Source organism: Pseudokineococcus lusitanus, from assembly GCF_003751265.1.
Classification (GTDB): Bacteria; Actinomycetota; Actinomycetes; order Actinomycetales; family Quadrisphaeraceae; genus Pseudokineococcus; species Pseudokineococcus lusitanus.
Genome location: NZ_RJKN01000006.1, coordinates 319472 through 344608, shown reverse-complemented (window position 1 = coordinate 344608; position 25137 = coordinate 319472). Strand labels below are relative to the sequence as shown.

Annotated in this window: 22 protein-coding genes; 10 read left to right on the top strand and 12 right to left on the bottom strand. The window is 79.0% G+C overall.

The annotated features are described in order from the left end of the window. Positions 1-452: 452 nt before the first annotated feature. From EDC03_RS17660 to EDC03_RS13055, 6 genes are all read left to right on the top strand, one after another. Positions 453-983, top strand: a complete 531-nt coding sequence (locus EDC03_RS17660; protein WP_158674302.1) for a hypothetical protein — start codon at positions 453-455, stop codon at positions 981-983. Beyond that, positions 980-1165 carry a hypothetical protein gene (locus EDC03_RS13075; RefSeq protein ID WP_123380666.1) on the top strand — a complete coding sequence of 62 codons (186 nt, stop codon included), beginning with the start codon at positions 980-982 and terminating at the stop codon, positions 1163-1165. Before EDC03_RS17660 ends, EDC03_RS13075 begins: the two co-directional genes overlap by 4 nt. 101 nt (positions 1166-1266) lie before the next feature. Continuing rightward, a complete protein-coding gene (locus EDC03_RS13070; RefSeq protein ID WP_158674301.1) occupies positions 1267-3246 on the top strand; it encodes a sensor domain-containing diguanylate cyclase in 1980 nt (659 codons plus the stop codon). A 58-nt stretch (positions 3247-3304) separates the two neighbouring features. Continuing rightward, positions 3305-4678 carry an alpha-amylase family glycosyl hydrolase gene (locus EDC03_RS13065; protein ID WP_123380664.1) on the top strand — a complete coding sequence of 458 codons (1374 nt, stop codon included), beginning with the start codon at positions 3305-3307 and terminating at the stop codon, positions 4676-4678. 103 nt (positions 4679-4781) lie between these two features. Continuing rightward, the gene (locus tag EDC03_RS13060; protein ID WP_123380663.1) at positions 4782-5543 is read left to right on the top strand and encodes an ANTAR domain-containing protein; all 762 of its coding nucleotides are present in this window, start codon (positions 4782-4784) and stop codon (positions 5541-5543) included. Positions 5544-5545: 2 nt separating this feature from the next. After that, complete coding sequence (locus tag EDC03_RS13055) at positions 5546-6583, top strand: helix-turn-helix transcriptional regulator (protein WP_123380662.1); 1038 nt, start codon at positions 5546-5548, stop codon at positions 6581-6583. 23 nt (positions 6584-6606) lie between these two features. On the opposite strand, the gene EDC03_RS13050 is transcribed toward EDC03_RS13055, so the two are convergent. The 3 genes from EDC03_RS13050 to EDC03_RS13040 form a co-directional block, all read right to left on the bottom strand. After that, positions 6607-7227, bottom strand: coding sequence for a hypothetical protein (locus tag EDC03_RS13050; RefSeq protein WP_148058087.1), 621 nt, complete (start codon positions 7225-7227; stop codon positions 6607-6609). Positions 7228-7232: 5 nt separating this feature from the next. Next, complete coding sequence (locus EDC03_RS13045; RefSeq protein WP_123380660.1) at positions 7233-7511, bottom strand: hypothetical protein; 279 nt, start codon at positions 7509-7511, stop codon at positions 7233-7235. Between the two features lie 269 nt (positions 7512-7780). Beyond that, on the bottom strand, positions 7781-9970 hold the full coding sequence (locus tag EDC03_RS13040; RefSeq protein WP_123380659.1) for a diguanylate cyclase domain-containing protein: 2190 nt from the start codon (positions 9968-9970) through the stop codon (positions 7781-7783). A 223-nt stretch (positions 9971-10193) separates the two neighbouring features. Here EDC03_RS13040 and EDC03_RS13035 point away from each other — a divergent pair, with 223 nt between their 5' ends. Continuing rightward, positions 10194-10964: an ANTAR domain-containing protein gene (locus EDC03_RS13035; RefSeq protein ID WP_158674300.1), complete on the top strand. Its 771-nt coding sequence runs from the start codon at positions 10194-10196 to the stop codon at positions 10962-10964. Further along, positions 10961-11716 (top strand): GAF domain-containing protein, encoded by a 756-nt coding sequence (locus EDC03_RS13030; protein ID WP_123380657.1) that lies wholly within the window; start codon positions 10961-10963, stop codon positions 11714-11716. Before EDC03_RS13035 ends, EDC03_RS13030 begins: the two co-directional genes overlap by 4 nt. 8 nt (positions 11717-11724) lie before the next feature. Here EDC03_RS13030 and EDC03_RS18455 read toward each other — a convergent pair whose 3' ends face one another. From EDC03_RS18455 to EDC03_RS18450, 5 genes are all read right to left on the bottom strand, one after another. Next, positions 11725-12606 (bottom strand): ANTAR domain-containing protein, encoded by an 882-nt coding sequence (locus EDC03_RS18455; protein WP_123380656.1) that lies wholly within the window; start codon positions 12604-12606, stop codon positions 11725-11727. 185 nt (positions 12607-12791) lie between these two features. After that, a complete protein-coding gene (locus EDC03_RS13020; RefSeq protein WP_148058086.1) occupies positions 12792-13508 on the bottom strand; it encodes a GAF and ANTAR domain-containing protein in 717 nt (238 codons plus the stop codon). A gap of 85 nt (positions 13509-13593) precedes the next feature. Then, on the bottom strand, positions 13594-14307 hold the full coding sequence (locus tag EDC03_RS13015) for a GAF and ANTAR domain-containing protein (protein WP_123380654.1): 714 nt from the start codon (positions 14305-14307) through the stop codon (positions 13594-13596). A 124-nt stretch (positions 14308-14431) separates the two neighbouring features. Further along, entirely contained in the window at positions 14432-15445 is a 1014-nt protein-coding gene (locus EDC03_RS13010) for an alpha/beta fold hydrolase (RefSeq protein WP_123380653.1), read from the bottom strand. A gap of 108 nt (positions 15446-15553) precedes the next feature. Continuing rightward, positions 15554-16465: a diguanylate cyclase domain-containing protein gene (locus tag EDC03_RS18450; protein ID WP_158674299.1), complete on the bottom strand. Its 912-nt coding sequence runs from the start codon at positions 16463-16465 to the stop codon at positions 15554-15556. 251 nt (positions 16466-16716) lie between these two features. Here EDC03_RS18450 and EDC03_RS13000 point away from each other — a divergent pair, with 251 nt between their 5' ends. Continuing rightward, complete coding sequence (locus tag EDC03_RS13000) at positions 16717-17274, top strand: DUF4190 domain-containing protein (RefSeq protein WP_123380651.1); 558 nt, start codon at positions 16717-16719, stop codon at positions 17272-17274. A gap of 68 nt (positions 17275-17342) precedes the next feature. Here the strand turns inward: EDC03_RS13000 and EDC03_RS12995 are convergent, their stop codons facing one another. Beyond that, positions 17343-18428 (bottom strand): GGDEF domain-containing protein, encoded by a 1086-nt coding sequence (locus tag EDC03_RS12995; protein WP_123380650.1) that lies wholly within the window; start codon positions 18426-18428, stop codon positions 17343-17345. A gap of 132 nt (positions 18429-18560) precedes the next feature. On the opposite strand from EDC03_RS12995, the gene EDC03_RS12990 reads away from it, so the two are divergent. Then, positions 18561-20348, top strand: coding sequence for a SpoIIE family protein phosphatase (locus EDC03_RS12990; RefSeq protein WP_123380649.1), 1788 nt, complete (start codon positions 18561-18563; stop codon positions 20346-20348). Between the two features lie 28 nt (positions 20349-20376). Here EDC03_RS12990 and EDC03_RS12985 read toward each other — a convergent pair whose 3' ends face one another. From EDC03_RS12985 to EDC03_RS12975, 3 genes are all read right to left on the bottom strand, one after another. After that, complete coding sequence (locus tag EDC03_RS12985) at positions 20377-22296, bottom strand: protein-arginine deiminase family protein (protein ID WP_158674298.1); 1920 nt, start codon at positions 22294-22296, stop codon at positions 20377-20379. Positions 22297-22536: 240 nt separating this feature from the next. Then, a complete protein-coding gene (locus tag EDC03_RS12980) occupies positions 22537-24300 on the bottom strand; it encodes a sensor histidine kinase (RefSeq protein WP_123380647.1) in 1764 nt (587 codons plus the stop codon). Next, positions 24287-25060, bottom strand: coding sequence for a response regulator transcription factor (locus EDC03_RS12975; protein ID WP_123380646.1), 774 nt, complete (start codon positions 25058-25060; stop codon positions 24287-24289). The genes EDC03_RS12980 and EDC03_RS12975 overlap by 14 nt, the downstream gene beginning before the upstream one ends. Positions 25061-25137: the final 77 nt, after the last annotated feature.

Here is a 25137-nt window from a genome sequence, read left to right as displayed (position 1 = left end):
GCTCGGTCGAGCGGATGACCGGCCTGGACGTCACCGAGGTCAACGTCGAGGTCGTCGACGTGTTCATCCCCGGCCTGGACGACGCCGACGACGACGACCAGGACGACGCCGACAAGAGCAGCTCCTCGCGCGTCCAGTGACACCCCGCCGGGACCCCCTCCACCCGAGGTCGTCCCGGCCACCGACCACGACGCCGGCGCACCACCCCCCGGGTGCGCCGGCGTCGTGCTGCGCCCGGACGGGTGACCGCCCGGATCGTTACGGGTCCGTGAGGTCTGCCCGACTTGTCCTGTGCCTACCGTGGTCCGCACCACCTCCCCCGACGGGTCCGGCACACGGCCCACGGGGGCTCGAGGCCGACGCCGCGCCGTGCCACCGCGCGGGAGGCCGCCCGACGCAGCGACGACAGCGGCAGGCCGGCTCCTCGGCCCGCCGCCGAGGAGGCCGCGCCCGTGTGCGAGCTCTGCACCGCCCCCCGACCGACCAGACCGACCCGGCCCGGCAGGCCCGACCGGCCCGACCGGCCCGACGACAAGCACCGCCCGCAGGGCGTGTGGCCGCACCTCAGCGGCGTCCGTGGCGACCTCTCCCTGGTCCCTCTCCCCGCGCGACCGGGCGCCTCCGGGCGGGCGCCGTCGCCCGGCGCCGACGACGCCGACCTCCGCCTGGTCCTGCGCGGCGACGTCACCCGCGAGGTCCTGCTGTGGTCCGTCGCCGTGGGGCCCGACGTGCTCGCCCGCGTCCGGGTCCTCTGCACCGCCGACCTCACCCACCTCGACGACGCCGGGCGGGCACTGCTCGTGGACGTCGTCCGGGTCGCCCACCGGGACCGGCGGCGGCTCCACCTCCCGGCACCGTCCGCGGCCGCGACGGCGGTCCTGGGCCGCCTCGGCCTGCTCACCGCCGTCGACCGCGGGCCCGACCCGTGGGCCCCGTCCGCCGGCGGACGGGACGGCGGTGCGGACGACCGGAGCGCGAGATGACGCCGCCGCCCCGGGGGGCGGCCTCCCGCACCGACCCGGTCGTGCGGGACGCCGGCCGGCTCCTGCGCGACCTGGACGCCGCCCGCGCGCGGCGCCGTCGACCGGCCGAGCCCCCGGGCCACGCCGCGTCCGCGACGGCCGACGTCGTGCCCGGCACGGTCCCGCGACGCCGTCCCCGCTGACGGCCGGGCGGGTGAGACGTCCTCCCGCACTGCTCAAGACGTCACCCGACCGGCCGATGACGTCCGTGCCGGGGCGCCCGCCCCGCCGGAGGAGGACGCACGTGGACGAGGCGAGCCCGCGGACGGCGCCCCGCGCCCTCGCGCGGACGGCCGCCCTCGCCGGCGCCTACGCCGCCGCGACCGTCCTCGGCCGGCTCGACGTCATGGACGGCGCCGGGCTGGCGCTCGTCTGGCCCGCCGCCGGGGTCGCCGCGCTGTGGTTCGTCGTCCAGCGCCGCGCCGGCACGGTCGTCGTCGACGCGGCGCTGCTCGCGCTCGTGACCCTCGTCGTCAACGCCGCCACGGGCGTGCCGCCGCTCATGGCGCTCGTGCTCGTCGTCGCCTACGGCGCCCAGGTCGCCGTCGTCCAGGTCCTCCTCGTGCGGTGGGCGCCGGGCCTCTGGCGCGCCGACGGCGGGCACGCGCTCACGTCGGCGCAGCAGCTCGCCGCCCTCGTCGGGGCCGCCCTCGTCGGCAGCGCGGTCAGCGGGACCGTCGGCGTCCTCGGCGTCGCCGTGGGGACGGGGGACCTGCAGGCCCTCGTCGAGGTGGTCTGGGTCGTCCGCAACGCCGTGAGCGTCGTCCTGTGGGTCGCCGCCGGGCTCGTCCTCGCCGGTCGGTCCGGCCCGCCCGCGCCGGGCGCGCCGGCGCCGGCGCGCCGCACCGCGGAGGTCGCCGGCCTCGTCGTCGTCACCGCGGCCGCCTACTGGACGGTCTTCGTCGGCCTGCCGTCCCTCCCGGTCGCCTACCCCCTGCTCGTCCTCACGGTGTGGGCCGCGCTGCGGCTCGGCACCACGGTCGTGGCCGTCCACTCGCTCGCCGTCGGGGCGGTGGCCGTCGTGCTCACCCTCGCCGGGCACGGGCCCTTCGCCGCCGTGGACCAGGAGGCGGCGGGGGCGCTCCTCGTCCAGGGCTTCGTCGGCGTCGTCACCGTCCTCGGGCTGACCCTCGCCCTCGGCCGCGAGGAGCGGGCCGCGCTGCTCGTCGAGGTCCGCCGGCAGGCGGGCGAGGCCGTGGAGCGGCTCGAGCACGTCCAGGTGCTCGCCCGGGCCGCCCGGCGGCTGCACACCTCCGACGACGTCCGCACCGACATCTGCCGAGCCGCCCTCGAGGTCTCGGGCGCCGACGTCGTCCACCTCCTCGAGCCGGACGGCGCGGGGCACCTCGTCACGACGGCCGGGGTCGGCGAGGGGATGCCCGTCGTCTCCCTGCCGCTGGACGGCGAACCGTCGATCACCGTGGAGGCCTACCGCTCCCACCGGGCCACCTTCGTCGCCGACCTCGCGACCAGCGCGCAGCTGAACCCCCGCATGCGGGGCCTGCCCGGCGTCCGCTCGGGCCTCTGGCAGCCCGTGCTCGCGGGCGACGACCGCGCCCTGGGGGTGCTCGCCCTCGTCTGGGGCACGCCGCAGCCGGCGCTGCCGGACCACCTGCCGCCCATGCTCGAGACCCTGGCCAGCGAGGCCGCCGCCGCCGTGGAGCGCCGCGACCTCCTGCGCCGGCTCGCCGAGGCCGCCGACCGGGACCCCCTCACGGGCCTCGCCAACCGGCGCCGCTGGGACGAGGCGTCGGCCCTCGAGGTGTCGCGCGCCCAGCGCACCGGGGCGCCGCTCGCCGTCGCGCTCGTCGACCTCGACCACTTCAAGCGCTTCAACGACAGCCGCGGGCACCTCGCGGGCGACGCGCTGCTGCGCGACTTCGCCGCCGCCGCGCGCGAGCAGCTGCGCGACGTCGACCTCATCGCCCGCTGGGGCGGTGAGGAGTTCGCGCTGCTGCTGCCCGGCTGCACGCCCGACGAGGCCGTGGCCGTCCTCGACCGGGTCCGCGCCGTCGTGCCGCACGGCCAGACCTGCACCGTCGGGGTCACCCGGTGGCGCCGCGGGGAGGACCTCGCCGCGGCCGTCGCCCGCGCCGACGCCGCCCTCTACGCGGGCAAGGAGCGCGGGCGCGACCGCACCGTCGTCGCCCCCGAGCCGGCGCCCGCCGTCCCCGCCCCCCGGCGCGCCGTCCCCGCGCGGGCGGCCCGCTCGACCCTCCGCTGAGGCGCCGGGGGCCGCGGCACCGGGCGGCCCCGGCGGCGCTGGGGCAGGCTCGACCCCCGTGAGCACCTCCCCCCCGCCCCGCACCGACGGCCCCGCCTGGGTCGCCGACGCCGTCCTCTGGCACCTCTACCCGCTCGGCGCGCTCGACGCCGAGCCGACGGCGCTCCCGGACGGCGCCCCCGTCGTGCACCGCCTCCCGGCGCTCACCGCCTGGCTCGACCACCTCCTCGCGCTCGGCGCCAACGGCCTCCTCCTCGGGCCGGTCTTCGACAGCGAGACGCACGGCTACGACACCGTCGACCACCTGCGCGTCGACCCCCGCCTCGGGGACGGGGCCGACCTCGACGCCCTCCTCGCCGCCGCCCGCGGGCGCGGCGTCGCCGTCCTCCTCGACGGCGTCTTCAACCACGTCGGCCGCAGCCACCCGGCCTTCCGCGCCGTCCTCGACCAGGGCCCCACCGCGCCCACGGCGTCGTGGTTCCGGCTGCGCTGGCCCGACGACGTCGCGGCCGACCCCGCCGCCTGGCGGCCCGGCGTCGAGCCCGACTACGACGACTTCGAGGGCCACCACCACCTCGTCGCGCTGGACCACACGAGCCCCCAGGTCGTCGACCACGTGGCCTCCGTCATGACGCACTGGCTCGACCGCGGCGCGGCCGGCTGGCGCCTCGACGCCGCCTACGCCGTGCCGACGTCCTTCTGGGCGCAGGTGGCCGACCGGGTGCGCGCCGCCCACCCGGAGGCCTACCTGCTCGGGGAGGTCATCCACGGCGACTACGCCGGCGTCGTCCGCGACGGCCACCTCGACGCCGTCACCCAGTACGAGCTGTGGAAGGCGGTGTGGAGCAGCCTCGTCGACGGCAACCTCTGGGAGCTCTCGCACGCCCTCGGCCGGCACGCGACCTTCCTCGACGCCTTCACGCCGCAGACCTTCGTCGGCAACCACGACGTCACGCGCCTCGCGAGCCGCCTCGACGACGACCGCCACCTCGCCCACGCGCTCGTCGTCCTGCTGGGCGTCGGCGGGACGCCGTCGGTGTACTACGGCGACGAGCACGCCTTCCGCGGCGTCAAGGAGGACAGGGCCGGCGGCGACGACGCCGTCCGCCCGGCGCTGCCCGCCTCCCCCGACGACCTGTCGCCGGCGGGCCTGCCCGTCATGGCGCTGCACCAGGAGCTCGTCGGGGTGCGCCGCCGCCACCGGTGGCTCCACACGGCGCGCCCCGAGGTGCTGCACGTGGCCGACCGGCAGCTCGTCGTCGCCTCGACGGGGACGGGCGCCGGCGAGCGGCTGCTCCTCGTGCTCTCGCTCGAGGACGCCCCGACGACGCTGCCCGCCCCGGGCGCGACGGCGGTGCTCGCGGGGGAGGCCGACGTGACCGCGGACGCCGTCGTGCTCCCGCCGCACGGCTGGGCCGTGCTGGCGGGCTGACCCGCCCCGCCCGTACCCTCGCCCCACCCGTGCCCCGGGCACCTGGTCGGCTGACCACGACCGCCCGACGACGCACCCGACGAGCGGTCCAGGAGCGTGCGCGATGACGGGTCCGCCGCGGCAGCGCCCCTCGTCCGAGGTGCCCGCGGCCCCGGAGGGCCCCGACGACGTGTCGGCGGGAGGGCAGCTCGCCGTGCTCGCCGACCTCGCCCGCCTCGTGCTCGACCTCCCCGGCCTCGCCGGCCCCGGGGAGGTCGTCGACCTGGTCGCCCGGGCGCTGCCCGGCGTGCTCGGCGTGTCGATCACCCTGGTCGAGGCGGGCGTCCCGCGCCAGGCCGCCTCGTCCTCCCCGCCGGCCGACGTCCTGGACCGCCACCAGCGGGAGACCGGCGTCGGGCCGGGCCTGGACGCGGCCCTCACGGGCGCGGTCGTCCGGGTGCTCACCGGGGACGACCCCGTCTACGCCGACTTCTCCGCCGCCGCGGCTCGGGTGGGCGTCACGGCCGTCGTCGCCGTCGGCCTGCCGCTGCGGCCGCAGGTCGTCGGCTCGCTCACCGTCTACGGCACCGGACGCCGTCTCGGCGAGCCCGGGACCCTCGTCCTCGTGCGGACCGTCGCCGCCTACGCCGCCATCGCCCTCGCCGGGCGGCTGGACGCCGCGGAGCGACGGGCCGACAGCCTGCGGTCCGCGCTCGAGGCCCGCGCCGTCGTCGAGCAGGCCACGGGCGTGCTCATGGCCCGGCACGACCTGGGGGCGGAGGAGGCCCTGCTGCTCCTGGTCCGCACGAGCCAGGACACCGACGTCAAGCTCCGTGCCGTCGCGGCCGACGTCCTCGACCGCGCCCGGCGCGGCGAGCCGGTCTGACCGTGACGGGCACCGGCGTCGGGCGACCCACCGCGCCCCCGCCGGCCGGCGGCGGCCCGGGCCCGGACGCCGCCCGGGTGCAGGACTTCCACGACCCCGTCGCGGCGGGCGACGTGCTGGGGCGCGCCCTCGCGGTCGGGCGGCTCGTGCTCGACGAGCCGGAGGGCTTCACGTGCCGTGTCGTCACCGGACGCTGCGGCGAGCTCACAGCGGTGACCACGCGGCTCGGCGCCGACGGGCGGACGGAGCTGACCGGTGCCGGGGACTCGCTCGTGACGTCCCTCGTGCTGGCCGGGGCCGCGACCGTGGCCGCCGCCGGCCGGCCGCCCCGGCCGCTGCGGGCGGGCGGGGTGTGGCGCCTGGAGGAGACGCCGGGTCAGCGCGGGACCTTCGACGCCGGATCGGCGTTCGCCGACCTCGTGCTGCCCCTGCGCACGGTCGCGGACGCCGCGGCCGCCGACCCCGCCCGTGACGTCGCCGAGGACGCCGACGGGCACCCCGTCGTCCGCTTCGCCACCAGCCGGCCCCTCGACGACGGGGCGGAGCGGTACTGGGCGGCCCTCACGCGCACCGCGGTCCAGCAGGTCTGCGGGCCGGCCGGGCCGCCCGCGAGCCTCCTGCTGCGCGAGCACCTCGTCCGGACCCTCGCCACGGCGGCGCTCGGCGTCTTCCCCTCCGTCGTCGTCGAGCAGCCGCGCGGTCCCGGCTTCACCGGGCCGGCGACCGTCCGGCGGGCCCTCGAGCACCTGCACGCCCGGGCGGGTGAGCCGCTCACGGTGACCGACCTGGCGGCCGCGGCCGGCACGGGGGTGCGCGCCCTCCAGGAGGCGTTCGTCCGGCACGTGGGCACGACGCCGACCGCCCACCTGCGGGAGGTCCGGCTCGAGCGCGCCCACCGGGACCTCGTGGCCGGCGACGCGGGCGCCGGCGACAGCGTCGCCGCCGTCGCCGAGCGCTGGGGGTTCGCCCACCACGGCCGGTTCGCCGCCGCCTACCGCGCCCGGTACGGCGTCGCGCCGTCGACCACGCTGCGCCACTGAGGGCCGCCCGGCCGGACGACGCGCTAGGGCTCCTCCCGGGCGGGGGCCCACGGGGAGCCCACCGGGGCGTACAGCGCCTGCGGGCGGCTCCCGGCGGTCCGCCCGACGGCGCGCGCGTGCCCGGCGGCCACGAGCCGGCGGACGAGCACGGCCGCGAGCCGGCGGCTCGGGGCGGCGTGCGGCACGAGCGCCCCCACCGTCACCGGCCCCCGGGCGACGCGCGTGAGGTAGCCCAGCGTGTCCAGCGTCCGCAGCCCGGCCCCGTCGAGCGGGGTGCGCGGCAGCACCGCCGTTCCCGTCGTCCACACCCGCCACCGGGTCGTCCCGGGCGCCGGCGACGACTCGTCGTCGTGCGGGCCCGGGCCGGCGGCGGCCTCCCCGGCGGGCAGGGGCCGCCACCCACCGGCACGGACCCACCCCGCGGCGAGCAGGGCGTCGTCGGCCGCGGCGAGGACGCGCTCGTCGCCGTCGCCCGGCCCCCCCGACGCGTCGGACGCGTCGGACCCGTCGACGACCACCCCGTCCCGGTGGAGGACCTGCCCGCGACGGCCGAGGACCTCCAGCAGGACGTGGCCGTCCCGGGCGTCGACGCCGACGCGGGCCGAGCCCGTGGCCGGTCCCGCCGCGGCCTCCCCCGGGCTCACGGCGCTCACGCGAGCGCGGCCGTGCCGTCGCCCCACCCGTCGGACAGCGGCGGGCCCCCCACGAGGTGGGCGGCGTACCCGCCGAGGTCCATGCGGACGACCACGACCTCGACCTCGTCGCCGCACCGGGTCAGGACGTGGGAGAGCACCTCGTGCTCGCTCGACGCCGTGCCCACGACCCAGGCCTGCGCCATCACCTGCCGCGTGCGGCCGAGCCCGGCGAGGGCCTCCCCGACCGGGGGCCACCCGCCCTCCGTCGACGCCGCACCGGCGGACTGCACCACCAGCTGCACCTTCACCGCACCCCCGCAGCGCCGGCCGGGACGGGCGCCCGGCCGGACCGTCTCCGCAGGGCTGCGAGCTCAACCGCCGGCGACCGGCGCCGTCCGGGCCCGGGAGCGCGGCGGCGCCGGGCCATGGGAGCCCTTCCACGGCAGCGGGGACAACACCCCGGGGCCCGCCACCTCGCACGGCGGACACCCGCCGCGCCGGGCGGACGGCCCGGGGCGGTCGCGGCCGGGCCCGGGGGTGGCGCCGGGGTGGCGCCGCGACCTCAGCGGGAGGCGCTCTTGGCGCGGTACATCGCCCCGTCGGCCACCCGCAGCAGCGTCGCCCCGTCCGCCCCGGCCTCGAGCTCGGCGGAGCAGGCCGTCCCCACGGTCGCGTGGACGACGACCTCGGTGCCGGCGACGAAGAGGGGTCGCGATATCTCGTGCCGCAGCCGGTGCGCCACGCCCTCGGCCTGGGCCCGGTCGGCCCCCTCGCAGAGCACGGTGAACTCGTCGCCGCCCCACCGCGCCGCCGTGTCGCCCGGCCGCAGGACGGCGCTCACCCGGTGCGCCACCTCGACGAGGACGAGGTCGCCCGCGTGGTGGCCGTGGGTGTCGTTGACGGCCTTGAAGCCGTCGAGGTCGACGAAGAGGACCGACGTCGACCGCCCCGACCTCGCGGCCCCCCGCAGGGAGTGCTCGAGCCGGTCGAGGAACAGCGAGCGGTGCGGCAGGCCCGTGAGGGTGTCGTGCAGCGCGCGGTGCGTCAGCTCGCGCTCCAGCGCCCGCTGGGCCCGCGCGTCCTGGACGTGCATGACGAGGTGCACGTCCGCGTCGGCCGTGGCCTCGACGCGCGACGTCGTCACGGTCACCGGCAGGACGACGCCGTCGGCCCGCAGGAGCCGCACGTGCTGCGTCGTCGTCGTCCGGCCGGTCGACAGCGACGCGCAGGCGGCGTGCGCCGGCTCGCGGTCCTCCTCGTGCGTGACGCCGAAGAGGTCGCCGCCGAGGAGCTGTGCCGCCGGGCGCCCGAGCAGCCGCGCGAGGGCCGCGTTGCAGCGCACCACCACGCCGGACGTCGTCAGCACGGCCATGCCGATGGGGGCGCCGTCGAAGGCGCTGCGCAGGTGCGCCACGTCCGTCCCCTCGTCGGCCCCGCCCGCCACCGGCACCGGCAGGTCGCCCTCGGGTGCCGGCCCCGCCACCACGGCCGGCAGGACCGGCGCCGGCGTGCGGCCGAGCGCGCCGCCGCCCGGCACCCTCCGCACGAGGGCCGCCGCGACGCGCAGGACCAGCTCCCGGTCGTAGGTGAGCACGTAGTCGAAGCGCCGCTCGCCGCCGGGCACGGCCTCCCGGACCTCGCGGGCCACGAGCGCGCCCGCGAAGTGGGGGGCGACGACCGTGACGACCCACTCCTCGGCGAGGGGGTCGGTGGGTCGCAGGAGACCGCCGCGCACCCCCTCGGCCGGCTCCACCGGCATCCCGGTGCCGAGCACCGCGACGAGCGCGGCCGACGAGGCGGCGTGCTGGTAGCGGGCGGCCGTGGCGGGCGTGAGGTGGCGCACGTCCTGGACCGCGGACAGCAGCAGCGTCATCGGGCCGCACGACAGCGCCTGGTGCTCGAGGTAGCGGCTCATGACCTGCAGCAGCGGCCGGGGCGCCCGCTGCAGCGGCAGGACGGCGGCGACGACGTCCACGACGCCGCCCGGGTCGGCGTGCCGCGGCGGCGCCGTGACCCTCACGGGGGCCGGGGCGGGGCCGGCGGACGCCGGGAGGGCGACCGGCAGCGGGCCCGGGCGCCCGAGCATCCACCCCTGCCCCACCGTGGCCCCCATGCCCAGCGCCGTGGCCAGGTGCTCGGGGGTCTCGATCCCCTCGGCGACGACCGTGGCGCCCGTCCGCTCGGCGTAGGCGCTCACGGCCGTGACGACCTGCGCCACCGCGGCGTCCGGCCGCCCGTGGACGAGGCCCATGTCGAGCTTGACGACGTCGGGGCGCAGCAGGGGCACGAGCGCCAGGGACGCCGGGTCCACGCCGACGTCGTCGACGGCCAGGCCCCAGCCCATCCGGCGCACCCAGGCCACGACGCGCAGCAGCCGGGCCGGCTGCCACAGGAGCGAGCGCTCGGTGAGCTCGACGACGACGTGCAGCTCGTCCGCGGCGCGGACCAGCAGCGGCCACAGCCCGCGCGGGGGGCGACCGGACACCTCCGGCTCGAGGTTGACGAGGAGCGTCGTCCGCGGCCCGAGCCCGGCGTCGAGGGCGCCCCGCAGGGCGGCGGCCCGGCAGGCCCACTCCACCTCGTCGAGGCGCCCCTGCCGGCGGGCCGCGGCCAGCAGGGCCACCGGCGACGCGTGGGGGGTGCCCGCGGCCCCGCGGGCGAGGGCCTCCACGCCCACGAGGGCGCGCGTGTCCAGCCGCACCAGGGGCTGGTAGACCGACCTGACCGCGCGGGCGTCGACCTCGAGGACCACGGCGCCCCCTCCCGGGACGACGGCGGGTGGCCCGTGCTGGACCTGCCCGGCGTCCGCAGGGTGCCACGACGGCGGCCCCGCCGGGCGGTCCTCCGCCGGACGTCCCCCGTCCGCGCCCGGACGGAGAGGCCTACGGTGGGAGGGCGGCCCCGGACGGCGGGGGCGGGCGGCCCACGAGCGGCCGGGTCGAGCACGACGGGCGACGGTCCGCGAGAGGACTCCTGTGCCCCCTGGCCGACGCGACGAGGTGCCCGGCCCGCCGGACGCCCCCGACCCTCGTGACGTCCCCGACCCGCAGGAGGCGGCCGGCCTCCGGGAGGCCCTGGCCGAGCTGGGCGGGCTGGGTCACGACGAGCCGCTCGAGCGCGTCCTCCGCCGGGTCGTCGACCTCGGGGTGCGCGCGCTCCACGGCGCGGCCGCCCTGTCGGTCACCCTCGTCGACGCGGGGCGGGCCGCTCCCGTCGCGTCGTCGTCCCCCGCCGCCGCGCGGCTCGACGGGCACCAGGCCCAGGAGGACAGGGGGCCGGTGCTCGACGCGGCGCGCTCGCGGGGCGTCGTGCACGCCGACCTCGCCCGCGACCGGCGCGACCTGCTGCTGAGCCGGCTCGCCGACGACGACGGCCTCCGCGGCGTGACGTCGGTCGGGCTGGGCAGCCCGCCGGCCGTGCTCGGCGCCCTCACCGCCTACACCGCGGCCGCCCGGGCCGGGGCGGACGACGTCGACCGCCTCAAGGTGCTCGCCTCCTACGTCACCGTCGCCGTGCTGCGCTCCCGCGTGCCCGACCCCGGGGCCGACGCCGCGGCCCGCCTGCAGGCGGCGCTCGAGGCGCGCACGGTCGTCGAGCAGGCCAAGGGCGTGCTCATGGCCCGCCTGGGCCTCGACGTCGCGTCGGCCGAGGCGCGGCTCGCCGACCTCGCCCGGGTCGACGGCGTCACGCTCCCCGCCGCCGCCGCCGCCCTCCTCGAGCGCGCGCTGCGCCGGGACCTGCCGTGAGCGCCGCGGGGCCGGACGAGCTCCGCCGCGACGGCGGGGGCGCGGTGAGCGACGGCGCTGCCCCGGCCGCGCCGGAGGGCGGCCTGCCCGAGGAGACCGCCGTCGGCCGTCACCTGGCCGCCTTCCTCGGCGCCGACCACGTGGCGGTCGTGCTCAGCGCGGGTCCTGGGTTCGAGGGCGTGCTCCGCGGCTCGTCCCCGCCCCTGCTCGCGCTGCTGGACATGGTGGGCTCGGTCGGCGAGGGCCCGACCACGGAGGTCCTGCGGAGCGGTCGTGGCGTCGTCGTCCCGGACCTCGGCGCGGAGACCGACCGGTGGCCCCTGCTGCTCGCCGCCCACCGCGTCCCCGAGGCGGTGCGGTGCCTCGCCGTCCTCCCCCTCGACGGGGGCCTGCGGCCCCCCGAGGACGTGCTCGCGGGCCCGGGCCGGCCCGACGAGGTGGTCGGCCTCCTCCTCCTGGCCGGGAGGTCCCTGCTCCCGATGCCGCCGGCGGCGCTCGCCGCGGCCGTCCGCGGCGCCGCCCTGCTCGCGGCGATGGTGCTGGCCCGGGCGGAGGAGGCCGTGCACGGCGGCCTGGACCTCGACCTGCTCCTCGACCCCCGCGCCGACGTCCTGCCGCGCGCCCTCGGCGTGCTCGCCGAGCGGGTCGGCCTCTCAGCCGGGGACGCCCGCCGCCACCTGCAGGCGCTCGCCTTCGGCGCGGGCGTGACCGTCCACGAGGCGGCGCTCCGGCTGCTCGCCGACGGCGGCTGAGCCCCGGGTCAGCGGCCCCGCCAGGCGCTCTCCACGAGGTCGGCGGCGGCCACCCTCAGCTTGACGTTGGTGGCCTGGCTCGCCTCCGAGAGGCGCGCGAAGGCCTCCTCCGGCGCGATGCCGAGACGGGCGACCAGGACCCCCTTGGCCTGCTCGATGACGGCGCGCGAGCGCATGGCCTCGTGCAGCTGCTCCACCTGGCGCGTGGCGCGGGCCTGCGCGTGCGCGTTGTGGACGGGTGTCCCGAGCAGGTCGGCGACCTCGCGGGCCCCGTCCAGCGCGTCGGGCCCGCTGCCCGGCCCGGCGGCCCCGACGGCCGTGTAGACGCCGAGGGCGCCCACCACCTCGCCGCCGCACCGCAGCGGCAGGCCCGCGGCGGTCCCGACGCCGTGCCGCCGGGCGAGCGCGGCGAAGCCGGCGAGGTCGTCGGGGCCGTCTGGGCCGTCCGGGCCGTCCGGGCCGTCCGGGCCTGCTGCGTCACCGGGGCGGACGACCACCTCGAGGCCGCTCGCCGCCGCTCGTCGGCACGGGCCCTCGGCCGTGTCGTCGAGCCGCTCGTCGAGGACGGCCGCGCCCCCGCCCGCGAAGGCGGCCCCGGCGAGCCGGCCGCCCCCGGCCGTCACGACGACCTGGACGCCCCGGGCGCCGGGCAGGGCCCGGAGCGCGACGGCCGCCAGGTGGTGCAGCACCTGCCCGAGCGGCTGGTCCAGCGGGACGGCCAGCAGGTGGCGGGCCGTGGCCCCCGGCCCCGGCGGCCCCACGGGGACGGCGGGCAGCGGCGGCCGCACGAGGTCGCGTCGACGGGCGGCGGGCACGGGTCGGGGGAGGACGTCGTCGGTCATCGACGCTCCGGTGTCCTGCCGGGCCGGCTCCTCGGCTGCGCGGGGCACCGCCCTCCTCGGCCGCGGACCCGGCGGACGAGGCGGGGGCACGGCATCGACGGGGCTGCTGGTCCAACCCGCTGGGGGCGTGCGACGTGCGCAAACCGCCGTGCCCCGGAGGACGTCGACCCGACGAGGCTACCGGCGGGGCTCCCGCGTGCAAGGGCACGGACCGGCCGCCGGCGGCCCGCCGCTCACGGCGGGGGCAGGGCACCCGTCTCGGCGACGTCGTCGGCGACGTCCCGCAGCTTGCGGTTGAGGTGCTGGCTGCTGCGCGTGAGCATCGCGAAGGCCTCCTCGTCGGTGACCTTGTGCGCGTTCATGAGGATGCCCACGGCGGTGCCGATCTGGCGGCTCGTGACGAGCGCCCGGTCCAGGCCCGCCGCCCGGGCGGTGCTGTCGGCGTGCGCGAGCAGGACGCGCGCGTGGGCGCCGAAGAGCGCGGCCGCCGCCAGCGCCTCGAGGTCCAGCGCGCCCGGCCGGCCGCTGTAGAGGTTGAGCGCCGCACGGACGGGGCCGCCGGCCAGGTCGACCGCCACCACGCCGCGCACCGGGCCGGCCCGGCGGACGGCGGTCCGGAAGCGCGGCCACCGGTCGTCCGCGTCGAGGTCCGGGCTGTGGACGGCCGAGCCCTCCAGCGCCGCCGTGAGGCAGGGGCCGTCCTGCACCGCGTATTGGAGGTGGTCCGCGGACGTCGCCACGTCGTCCGACGCCGCGATGCTCTCGGGGCGGCGCCCCGTCGGCCACGCGGTGACGGCGGCCCAGTCGCAGCCCGGGACGGTCTCCACGGCGAGGTCCACGAGGCGCTGCAGCGCGTCCTCCCGGGTCCCGCCGGCGGAGAGGTAGTCGTTGATGGTCGCGAACTGCAGGGCGAGCCCGGTGGTCTCGGGCGGGTCGTCCGTCGTGCCCATGGTGCCTCCCCCCGACGGCCGCGGCAGCGGCACGGCCCCGCAGCCTAGGAGCCGCGTCGACCCGCCGTCGACCGCCGGCCCGGGCTCAGGACCCCGGCAGCTGCCCCGACCGGGCGACGTCGTCGGCGACCTCGTGGAGCCGGCGGTTGAGGAGCTGGCTGCTGCGGACGAGGAGCCGGAAGGCCTCGTCGGCGGTGACGCGGTGGGCGTGCATGAGGACGCCGACCGCGGTGCCGATGCGGCGGCTCGTGCCGAGGGCCCGGCGCAGCCCCAGCGCCTCGTCGGCGCTCTCGGCGTGCGCCAGGAGCACCCGCGCGTGGGCGCCCACGAGGACGGCGACGTCGACGGACGTCCCGTCGAGGGCGCCGGGCTCGGTGCTGTAGACGTTGAGGGCGCGGCGCTCGGGCTCCCGCGCCACCTCCACGGCGACGACGCCGCGCACGGGCGTGCGGTCGGCGAGGGCCGCCCGCAGCCGCGGCCAGCGGTCGTCGGCGAGCAGGTCCGGGCTGCGCACGAGCCCGGCGTCGGCGGCCGCCTCGAGGCAGGGGCCCTCGCCGAGGGAGTGCTGGAGGGCGTCGGCGGCCGTCGCGACGTCGTCCGACGCGGCGAGGCTGCGGGGGCGGTGTCCCTCCGGCCAGGCCGTCACGCCCGCCGACGTGGCGCCGGGCACCGCCCGGACGGCCAGGGCGACGAGGCGACGCAGGGCCTCCTCGCGCGTCCCGCCCGCCGTGAGGAACGCGCTGAGGTCGGCGAACTGCAGGGCCAGCTCCGTCGCCCCCGGGCGTGCGTCGACGGTCATGGGCGTGCTCCTCCTCCGCTCCGTCCCGGCGGGACGACGCCGGACGGTGCAGCGTAGGGAGGCCGCGGTCCCGTGGTCGACCGGACCCGGTGGGCCCCGCGCGCCGAGCCCCCCGCCGCCCGCGTCAGCGGTCCCGGACGGCCGCCCTCGCCTCGTCGAGGAGGAGCCGGACGAGGTCCGGGCCCGCGTCGTGGGCCACGCCGTGCGCGCCGGTGACCTCGACGTACCGGCCGTCGGGCAGTGCGGCGGCCAGCTGCTCGCACCACTCGGTGCGGCACACCGGGTCCTGGTCGCCCCGCAGCACGAGCACGGGGACGTCGAGGCGCGCGTCGACCTCCTGCTGCGCCCGGACGAGGGCGCGGCGCATGAGGGCCACCATCTGGCCGGGGCCGGCGCGCAGGTAGTCGACGGCGGCGACGCCCCAGATGGTCGGCCGCTCGCGCAGCGCGTCCGCGGCGAGGTGGCCCGCGAGCCACCGCACCTTGGGCAGCGCGGGGTCGCCCGTGGGGGCGACGACGACGAGCCGGCGCACGAGCTCCGGCGCCTGCAGCGCCACCTCGGCGACGACCTGGCTGCCGAGCGAGTGGCCCACGAGGACGGCGGGCCCCACGTCGACGCGCCGCATCCAGGCGACGACGGCCTCCCCCAGCTGCTGGACGTCGAGCATCCCCTCCCGCGGCTGCGGGCTGCGCCCGTAGCCCGGCAGGTCGGGCGCGAGGGTGCGCGTCGAGCGGCCGAGCACCCGCACGAGCCGGGCGAGCGACGAGCTCGACATGCCGAGGCCGTGCACGAGGACGACCGGCGGCAGGGCCTCGCGGTCCGTCCCGTCCTCCGGCGAGGCCTCGCGGTGGGTCATCCGCGCGACGACGTCACCGCCGGACGGGCGCCGGACGACGACGGCGTACCCCGCCGCGACCGCCGCGACCGGGACGGCCAGCGCGGCCGAGCGGCGCAGGACGGCGGCCCGCCGGCGGCGGGAGGTGAGGGGCAGCCGGACCGCGCGGTGCACCGGGCCGGGGAGGACGACGGTCCCCGGCAGCCGGAGCGCGCGGGGCAGGGGGGCCGCCGCCACGACCCGGCGCAGGGGGTCGACCACCCGGTCCTCGGCCTCGGCGAGCACGCGCGGCGGGGTCCTCATGGGGCCAGCATCCCGCGGCCCGGGCGTCCGCCGGGCCACGCCCCGCCCGTCGGGCGCGCGCGACGCGGCCCGTCCCGGTGGGCTCCCGGCCGGGTCGTCCGGGAGCGGTCAGCCGCGTCCGGCCCGCCGCCCGCTCTTGATGCCGTACATGTGGCGGTCGGCGGCGGCGAGGACCCGCTCGACGTCGTCGCCGTGCGCGCCGAGGGCCGCCCCGACGCTCGCGCCGAGCACGACGCGCCCGTGCCGCGTCCCGTAGGGACGGGCCAGCGCGGCGTCGGCGGCGTCGCGCACCGCGGACAGCCGCTCGGCGTCGGTCCGCGGGAGCAGGACGACGAACTCGTCGCCGCCGAGCCGGGCGACGACGTCGCCGTCCCGCGCGAGGTCGCCGAGCCGCGCGCCGACCTGTCGCAGCAGCTCGTCGCCCACCTCGTGGCCGTGGACGTCGTTGGCCTGCTTGAAGCGGTCGAGGTCGCAGAAGAGGACGCCGGTGCCCGGGGACGTGCTGTCCCGCAGCGCGTCCGCGGCCGCCGCGACGAGGGCGGTGCGGTTGCGCAGCCCCGTGAGCGGGTCGCTCAGCGCGGCCTCCCGCAGCCGCGCCTCCTCGCGCCGCTGCTCGGTGACGTCGACGCCCACGCAGGCGACCCCCACCGCCCGGCCGCCGGCGTCGCGGACGACGCTGTTGAGCAGGGACACCCGGCGCGTCCCGCCCCACCGGTCGAGCCAGTCGCCCTCCTGCGGCGGCGCCGTGCCGGTGCGGACGGCGTCCTCGACGAACTCCCGGGCGAGCGCCGCCTCGTGCGGGACCGCGAGCACCTCGTAGAAGCTGCGCCCGAGGACCTCCGCGGCGCGCCAGCCGGTCGAGCGCTCGAGCGCGGGGTTGAAGGAGAGGATGCGGCCGTCGGCGCCGATGACGCAGACGAGCGCGGGCGTCCCCGCCACGACGGCCTCGGCCAGGCCGGCCCCGTCGCGGGCGGCGTCGTCACGGCCGGCGTCGTCGCCGGGCGCGGTGGGTCGCGGCACAGCCGCCATGACGTCCATACCTCCCCCGTCGGCACCACGGGCCGTGCGGCGTACCACGACGGCCCGCCCTCACCGTGCCGGGTGCGCCCGTCCGGGGCACGGCGAGCGCCGCAGGTCGCGGCGAGCGAGAGGGTCGCCCGAGGTGCGGGCCGCACGACGTGTCCCTACGGTCACTCTCAGCAAGCACATCCGTCACACCGGCCACGGCAGCCCCGTCGCGGCGCACATCCCGTCGACCCCCGGAGGTCACCATGGCCCACACCCCCAGCCCGAGCACCCCGCCCCGTGACGGCGACGCCCGTCGTGACGGCCTGCGCGACGACGTCCGCGACGTCCGCGACGACGTCCGCCACCGCGACGCCCGCCACGACGACGTCCGCGACCGCGACCTGCGCGACCGCGACGTCCGCACGGCCGGTCGGCACGACCGCGACGACGTCCGCGAGCCCGCCCCCGCGAAGACGAGCGCGGCGGCCACCTTCGCCCTCGTCTTCGGCCTCTCGGCGCTGCTGAGCTTCCTCACGCTCATCCTCGCGCCGCTGGCCCTCGTGCTGTCGATCATCGGCATCGTGCTCGGCGTCGCCGGGCTCAAGATGACCAAGCGCCGCGGCGTCACCGGCAAGGGGCTGGCCGTCGCCGGGCTGGTCATGGCGGGGCTCGTCTTCCTCCTGAGCATCCTCACGATCATCGGCGTCTCGACGTTCCTCAACGACGACCAGGCCGTCCAGCGCCTGCAGACGCAGGTCCAGGAGCTCGTCGACCAGGCGCCGCAGCAGCTCGACCAGATGCAGGAGCAGACCGGCTCCTGACCAGCGGCCCCGCACGACGACGGCGGCCGTCCCCTCCCGGGGGCGGCCGCCGTCGTCGTCCCCGCGCCTCAGCCGCGGACGACGGCCGGCGTTTCTTGGCGCGGGGCGGGGACGCCCGGCGTCCCGTCGGGCGTCGCCGTCGCGCCGGCCGCCCCGTCCCGGCCGGCCTCCTTGACGGCGTAGAGGGCGCCGTCGGCGGCCCGGTACATGCCGAGGAGGTCGGCGGCGTGCTCGGGCGCGTGGGCCACGCCGACGCTCACGGTCGCCCGGACGACGAGCGGGACCTCGCCCGAGGCCAGCACGAGCGGCCGGGCCCGGACGGTGCCCACGAAGTGGTGCGCCCTGGTCAGGGCCGCCGTCGCCGTCGTGCCCGGCAGGAGGGCGGCGAGCTCGTCCCCGCCCAGGCGGCTCACGACGGCCCGCGGGCCCATCGCCTCGCGCAGCAGCCCGGCCACGTGCACGAGCATCGCGTCGCCGACCGGGTGCCCGTGGGTGTCGTTGACCTGCTTGAAGTGGTCGAGGTCCACGACGACGAGCGCCGTCCCGGCGGCGGCCTCGGCCCCGCTCAGCGCGCACGACGCGGCGTCGTCGAGGACCCGGCGGGTGACGAGCCCGGTGAGCGGGTCCACCGCGGCCTGGTGGCGGAGCTCGGCCACGACCTCGTCGGTGCGCCCGTTGGCGCGGGTGAGCACGAAGGTCATGACGACGGCGACGGACCCGACGAAGGCGGCGTCGACGACGGCGACCGTGGGCGGCAGCAGCCAGAAGACGGTGAGCGCCTCCCCGGCCACGGCGACGGCCGTCACCGCCCACGCCGCGCTCCGCCGGAGGTAGGCGGCGCTGAAGAGGACCGGCAGCAGGAAGAAGACCTGGGCCGCCGTCGTCGCGTCGCTGGTGACGACGTCGAGCGTCGCGACGAGCACGACGCCGAGGACGGGCACGGCCACGAAGACCCAGCCGGGCACCCGCCCGGCGCCGACCCGCAGGGCGAGGGCGCCCCCGGCCAGCGCCACGACGATCCCCACGGCGAGGGGCAGGCCGACGGCCGGCGGGTCCAGGAGGACGTAGACGCCGAGGACCGCGGCGGCCAGCAGCATGACGCCGTGCAGCGTCCGCGCGGCGCCGCGCGCGTCCCGGGGCGTGAAGAAGTCCACGGGTCACCCGTCGGCAGGCCGGGGTCCTTCTTCAGCGCGGGACGGTCACGGTCACGTCGCGTCACTCTCCCGCGCATCCCGTGACGGCCACGGGCGCAGACAACGACGGGCCCGGGGAGCGATGATGCGGCCATGACCGTCGCCGACCCGGACGACCTCGCGTCCGTGCCGGCGGACCCCGACCTGGACCTCTTCGCCCGGCTCGTGCGCGCCCAGCTCGGCGTGAGCACCGCGCTGGTGTCCTTCGTCACCCCGGACGCCCAGCTCATGCCCGGCGCCGTGGGTCTGCCCGCCGAGTACCAGCTCAGTCGGCGCGCGCCCCGCCGCGCCTCGGTGTGCCAGGTCGTCGTCGCGGACGAGGCCCCGCTCGTCGTCGGCGACGTCCGGGGGCACCCGCGCCTGGCCGACGTGGACGTCGACGTCCTCGGCGTCGTCGCCTACGCCGGGGCGCCGCTGCGCGACGCGCGGGGGGTCGTCGTCGGCTCGCTGTGCGCCGTCGACGACCGGCCGCGGGAGTGGACCGAGGAGGACGTGGCCGTCCTGCTCGACCTCGCCGCCGCCTGCTCCAGCGAGATCGCCCTGCGGCAGCTGCGCGAGGACGCCGCCCTGGCCCTCGTCGAGTCCCGCGGCGCCTGGATGGCCGCGGCCGCCGAGGGGCGGCACTCGCGCCTGCTCCTCGAGCTCTCCGAGCACCTGTCGGGGACGGCGACGCCGTCCGACGTCCTCGCCGCCGTGCTCCCGCTCGCGCACGAGCACCTCGGCACCCGGCATGCGGAGCTGCACCTGCTCGACGAGAGCCGCCGCCGGCTGGTGCGGGTCACCCTCGACGGCGACGCCCCCGCGGGGCGCCGGCTGGACCGCCGCGGGGACGCCCTGTCGGCCGCGGCGCTCACCGGGCGGCCGGTGCTCGCCGTCGACCGTGCCGCCCTCCTCGCCGGCCACCCCGCGACGCGGCTCGACGGGGGCGCCGAGGGCACGACCGCCGTGCTGCCGCTCGTCGTCGACCGCACCGTCGGCGTGCTCGTCCTCGCCTGGCCCACCGCGGGCCCGCCGGAGGAGGACGTCCGCGACGTCGCGGAGGCGATGACCCGGTACACCGCCCAGGCCCTCGCCCGCGCCGAGCTGCTCGTCGCGCAGCGCACCGCGGCGACGACCCTCCAGCTCGCGATGCTCACCGACCTGCCCCGGACCGCGGACCTCGAGCTCGCCGAGCGGTACGTGCCCACGGCGGACGGCGCCCAGGTCGGCGGGGACTGGTACGACGCCGTCGTCACGCCCGACGGGGCGACGCACCTCGTCATCGGCGACGTCGTCGGCCACGACGTCACCGCGGCGGCGGCCATGGGCCAGCTCCGCTCGCTCGTCCGCTCGCTCGTCTGGGCGCACCGCGAGACGCCCGGCCGGGTGCTGCGGCACGTCGACGAGGCGATGGCCGGCCTGCACCTCACGGGCCTGGCGACCTGCCTGCTCGCCCGGGTGGCGCCGCCCGCGGACGGGGACGGGGGCGCCCGGCGGGTGGCGTGGTCGAGCGCCGGGCACCTGCCGCCCGTGCTCCTGCTCCCCGACGGCGCGGCCCTGCTCGTCGAGGGCCGCAGCGACCTGCTGCTGGGGGTGCGCGACGACGTCGCCCGCACCGACCACGAGCTCCTCGTCCCGCCCGGCAGCACGCTGCTGCTCTACACCGACGGCCTCGTCGAGCGGCGCGACCGCCCGGTCCGCGACGGCATGGCCGAGCTCGTGCGCGCCGTCGCCCGGCACGCGGGGCTCGGGCCGGACGCGCTGGCCGACGCCCTGCTCGCCGACATGGTCGGCGGGCACGGCGGCGACGACGTCGCGCTGCTCGTCGCGCGGACCGAGCCGGCGGGGCCGGCCGAGCAGGCAGGGTCGGTCGAGGTCCCGGGGACCGCCGGCCGGGCCTGAGGGACCCTCCCCGACCGGCGGTCCCGCGTCACCACCAGCGGCGCGTGGTGTCCCGGAGGCTGTTGGTGCCGCAGTGCACCTCGCCGAGGCCCACGTGGTACGTGTGCCAGTCGTCGACGAAGGTCGTGCGGATGCCGAGCGAGGCGTAGGCGGCCTGCACCCGGTCGGCGAAGACGTCCCGGCCGCCCACCTGGACGCCGAACTGCTTCGCCACGAGGACGTCGCGGCGGCCCGTGAGCAGGCCGTTGACCGCGCCCGGGACGAAGGCCGCCTGCGAGGCGCCCTCCACGTCGGCCGCCGTGACGCCCAGCGGCGCCAGCTGGTTGCCGGCCCACGCCTCCTCGCCGACGACGTCGGTCGCCGCGGCGGCGGCGAAGCCGTCGAGCGAGCCGTACAGCGCGGGGAGGGTGACGACCTCGTCGGCGCCGAGCCCCGTGGCCGCGCGGATCGTGGCGATGTTCTTGTCGATGACCGCCGCGGCCCGCTCGTTGTCACCGACGAGGCTCCGGCGGCCGGTGCCGATGGCCTGGTCGACCGTCAGCTCCTCGTCCCACCGGTCGACGACCGTCGAGGAGCCGGCGCCCGCGGCGCTCGCCCGCCGGAGCAGGTCGAGGCCCTCGCGCGGCGACGCCGCGACGAGCGCCCAGCCCCGCGGGGTCGGCGCGGGCACGAACTGGAACATCTCGTCGACGTGGCCGACGGCGAGGAAGCTCGTGTCGAGCATCAGCGGGTCCTGGCGGCCCTGGGCGCGCAGCAGGTCGAGCACCCGCGCCGACGGCGCCTCGGTCACGCGCCCGCGGGCGTCGTACCGCTGCCCCATGACGATCCGCCCCGCCGGGTAGTCCTTCCCGCCCGGCGCGCGGTGCGGCGGCACCGTCTCGAGGTTGCCCATCGAGTCGAGCGTCTCCCAGCCGGCGCCCGCGCCCATCCAGACGACGCCGACGTCGCGCCCGCGCAGCCCGTAGACGGCGCGGCCGGCCTCGCGGTCCTGGTCCGAGCGCAGGAGCAGCCGCATCGAGCGGACGCCCCCGCCGGCCGTCGGCATCGACGCGTACGCCGGCTCGACGACGTCCTGCACCCAGCGGTCGCCGCCCGTCGCGAGCGTCGTGACGCCGCCGACCACCCGCGCCGCCTCCGCCGCCGCCGTGACGGCCGCGACGAACCTCCGGTCGGACGTGTCCTGGCCGGGGGCCTGGACGAGGACGCCCTCGGAGCGCTGCAGGTGGTGGTGGGTGAGGAGCGGCGCCACGCGCAGGCGCACCTCGTCGGTGGAGCGGCGGCCGTCCACGAGGACGTCGACCGCGACCGTCACCGTGCCGTCCCAGCCGCGGGTCGAGCGGCGGACGTCGCGGGCCTCGACGCCGAGCTGCAGCCCGGACGCGAGCTGCGCCGCGGTGAGGCGGGAGCCGGACGGCAGGTGCTGCCACGCCGTCCCGGAGCTGCCGGTGCGGAGGAAGACGGTGACGTGGGCGTCGCCGCCGCTGACCCGCACCGCGCCGGTCGCCCCGCGCGGCAGGCCGGCGACCGGGCGCAGGTGCACGGGCGCGAGGTCGAGGGCGTCGTACGGGCCGTTGACGACCCGGTCGGCGGCGTCGGAGCACCCGGCGAGGACGGCGTCGTCGACCCGCAGCGGGTTCTTGCCGCCGAGGGCGGTGCGGCAGCGGCCGGAGTCGTCGTCGAGGTTGGGCAGCATCACGGCCGTCGCGGCGAGCTCGCCGGCCTCGTCGGCGACCGCACCGGCGCGTAGGTCGACGGCGCCGTCGCGGTCGCTGTCCACGCGGAGGTCGGGGACGGGCGGCGTCGCGGCCGCGGCGGCCGGGCCGACGCCGGTCGCGCCCACGAGCGCCACCGCGAGGGCGGCGGAGGCGACGGCGAGGGCGCCGCGGGCGCCCCGGCGGCGGGCACCGGGGGCCCCGGGGGCAGGGGGCACCGAGGACGTGGGACGCATGGGACCTCCGGTCGTGCGTCCCGCCGGCGCGGCGGGACGGTGGGTCGGGGCGCACGCCGTCGGACGCCCGCGGGCGAGGGCCCGCGGGGGGAGCATCGTCGGCGGCGGGGCCTCCCCGCAGGCGTCGTTGCACAACTGACACGTCCTTGACACGACGCTCACGCGTCCGGGCGTCGCGGCGCGCGGCCGGGCGTCGCGGGCACGCCCCACGACCCCGCGGGAGGGCCGCCGCCCGCCCGGTCAGCCCTGCCGCGGGAGGTCGACGAGGAAGGTGGCCCCGCCCCCGGGCGTCGCCGCGGCGCTCACCTCGCCGCCGTGGGCGTGCACGAGCGCCCGGGTGATGGCGAGGCCCAGGCCGCTGCCCCCGCCGTCGCGCGTGCGGGCCGGGTCGCCCCGCCAGAAGCGCTCGAAGACGCGCTCGAGGTCGGCGTCGTCCAGGCCCTCCCCCGTGTCCTCGACGGCGAGCCGGGCCCGGTCGCCCGCCGCGGCCACGACGAGCCGGACGGCACCGCCGGACGGCGTGTGGCGCAGCGCGTTGCCGAGGAGGTTGGTCAGCACCTGGCGCAGGCGGGCGCCGTCGCCGTGGCCGGCCAGCGTCGGCGGCGCGGCGACCTCCAGGCGCACCCCGGCCGCCGCCGCGGCGGGCAGGTGCACCTCCGCGACGCTGCGGGCGAGCGCGGCGAGGTCGAGCGGGTGCCGCTCGACGTGCAGGGCGCCGCGGTCGGCGGTCGCGAGCAGCTGCAGGTCGTCGACGAGGTGGCGCAGGTGGTCGGCCTCCTCGGTGAGCGAGTCGAGCACCTCCGGCGTGGGCTCGTAGACGCCGTCCCGGATGGCCTCGAGCGAGCCGCTGATGGTGCCGAGCGGGTTGCGGAGCTCGTGGGCGACGTCGGAGACGAGCTGCCGTCGTGCGCCCTCGGCGGACGCCAGCGCCTCGGCCATCGCGTCGAAGGCGGCGCCGACCTCGGCGGCCTCGCCCCGCCCGCCCGTCCGGAGCCGGGTGCCGAGGTCGCCGGCCCCGATCCGCCGGGCCGCGGCCGACAGCCGCCGCAGCGGCGCGGTGACGACCCGGGCCGTCAGGCCCGCCGTCAGCCCGGCGACGGCGAGCAGCGCGACCGCCGCCGACGCCGTCTGCCCCGTGAGCAGGGTCCGCAGCAGGGCGCCGTCCGTCGTCTCGGAGCCGAGGAAGAGCTGGACGGGCGGTGCCGTGCGCGAGCGCAGGTCCTGGTCGTAGCAGCGCTCCAGCGCCTCGTCCCCGTCCTCCGAGGGCGGGTCGAGGACGACGCCCCCTCCGTCCGGCTCCGCCGTCGCGCCGACGCCCGCGCGCGCCAGGCAGGCGACGACGGTGGCGTCCTGCCGCCGCTGCTCCTCGACCTGGGAGGGGAGCAGCTCGTAGACCGGCTCGAGGCAGGCCCACGTCGCGTCGTCCTCCTCCGTCGTCGAGCCGGCGGGCCAGTCGACCTCGACGTCGCGGACGCCGTCGGGGAGGTCGACGAGCTCGTACCCGACCTCCAGCCCGTCGAGGCACGCGGTGGCCGTCGTGACCCGGCCGGCGTTGGCCTCGAGGTCGGCCGCCGGAGCGGCCGGGACCTCGAGCCCGTCGACGCCCCCGGGGTCGAAGGTGTCGCCCGCGAGGACGCCGAGGGCCGGCGAGAGCGGGTCCAGGGTGGCGTCGGGGCGGGCCCGCAGCGGCTCCGCCGGGCCGCCGAGGAGGACGGCCGAGTCGACGACGAGGGGGCCGCCCACCTCGCGCAGCGCGATGCGGCGGTCGTAGTGCTCGGCGAGCGAGCGGACGGTCGGCCCGACGTCCTCCCACGACGCGTTCCGGCCGCCGTAGTCGACGAGCGCCTGGTAGATGCCCGAGTCGTCGGCGAGCGTCTGCGCCGCCTCCGCGCGCGTGCTCGCCTCCACCCGACCGGAGATCACCCACGTCGTCGCCCCGACCGACAGGACGGCGACGCCGACGCTCAGCGCGATGAGCCGGGAGGCGACGCTAGCGAGGACCACCGGTCTCCTCGACCGCCGGCGGCTCCTCGGCGAGCTTGTACCCGCGGCCCTTCACCGTGAGCAGGTAGCGGGGCTCCGCCGGGTCCTCCTCGACCTTCCGGCGGAGGTTCATGACGTGCATGTCGACGGTCCGCTCGAGGGAGTGGACGCCGGGGCCGGAGAGCGCCACGAGGAGGTCGCGCCGGGAGCGCACCCGGCCCGGGTGCTCGGCGAGGGCCTCGAGGAGGGTGAGCTCCCGCGGCGTCAGGCGCACGGGCCGGCCGTCGACCGTCACCTCGCAGCGCAGCCGGTCGAGGACGAGGCCGCCGACGGCCACGAGCGCCTCCCCGGGGCCCGGCGCCCCCTCGGCCGGCGCGGCGCCGGGGACCGGGGGCACGGCCGTGGCGACGGGCGGCCGGGCGCTGCGCCGGAGCAGCGCCCGCACGCGGGCCATCACCTGGCGGGGCGAGTACGGCTTGACGACGTAGTCGTCGACCCCGAGGTCGAAGCCGAGCAGCTGGTCCCGCTCGGTCGAGAGCGCCGACAGGACGATGACGGGCACCTCCACCCCGTCGGCCCGCAGGGCGCGGAGCACCCCGCGGCCGTCGAGCCGGGGCAGCATGACGTCGAGCAGGAGGAGGTCCGGTGCGCCACGGCGCACCTCCTCGACCGCCTGCCGGCCGTCGTGGACGACGACGACCGCGTGCCCCTCGCGCTCGAGGTAGGCCCGCAGGAGCGCCGCCTGCTTGACGTTGTCCTCCGCGACCAGGACCCGCGCCATCCGCCCTCCGCCCCTGCTGCCCACCGCCGTCGTCCGCCGGGCACGGCACCCGGCCGCCGCACGGCCGTCGGGGCACG

Coding starts and splice junctions, on each gene's coding strand:
- EDC03_RS13075 (WP_123380666.1), top strand. CDS start 980: ATGACGCCGCCGCCCCGGGGGGCGGCCTCCCGCACCGACCCGGTCGTG.
- EDC03_RS13060 (WP_123380663.1), top strand. CDS start 4,782: ATGACGGGTCCGCCGCGGCAGCGCCCCTCGTCCGAGGTGCCCGCGGCC.
- EDC03_RS13020 (WP_148058086.1), bottom strand. CDS start 13,508: ATGGGCACGACGGACGACCCGCCCGAGACCACCGGGCTCGCCCTGCAG.
- EDC03_RS13015 (WP_123380654.1), bottom strand. CDS start 14,307: ATGACCGTCGACGCACGCCCGGGGGCGACGGAGCTGGCCCTGCAGTTC.
- EDC03_RS13010 (WP_123380653.1), bottom strand. CDS start 15,445: ATGAGGACCCCGCCGCGCGTGCTCGCCGAGGCCGAGGACCGGGTGGTC.
- EDC03_RS13000 (WP_123380651.1), top strand. CDS start 16,717: ATGGCCCACACCCCCAGCCCGAGCACCCCGCCCCGTGACGGCGACGCC.
- EDC03_RS12990 (WP_123380649.1), top strand. CDS start 18,561: ATGACCGTCGCCGACCCGGACGACCTCGCGTCCGTGCCGGCGGACCCC.
- EDC03_RS12985 (WP_158674298.1), bottom strand. CDS start 22,296: ATGCGTCCCACGTCCTCGGTGCCCCCTGCCCCCGGGGCCCCCGGTGCC.
- EDC03_RS12975 (WP_123380646.1), bottom strand. CDS start 25,060: ATGGCGCGGGTCCTGGTCGCGGAGGACAACGTCAAGCAGGCGGCGCTC.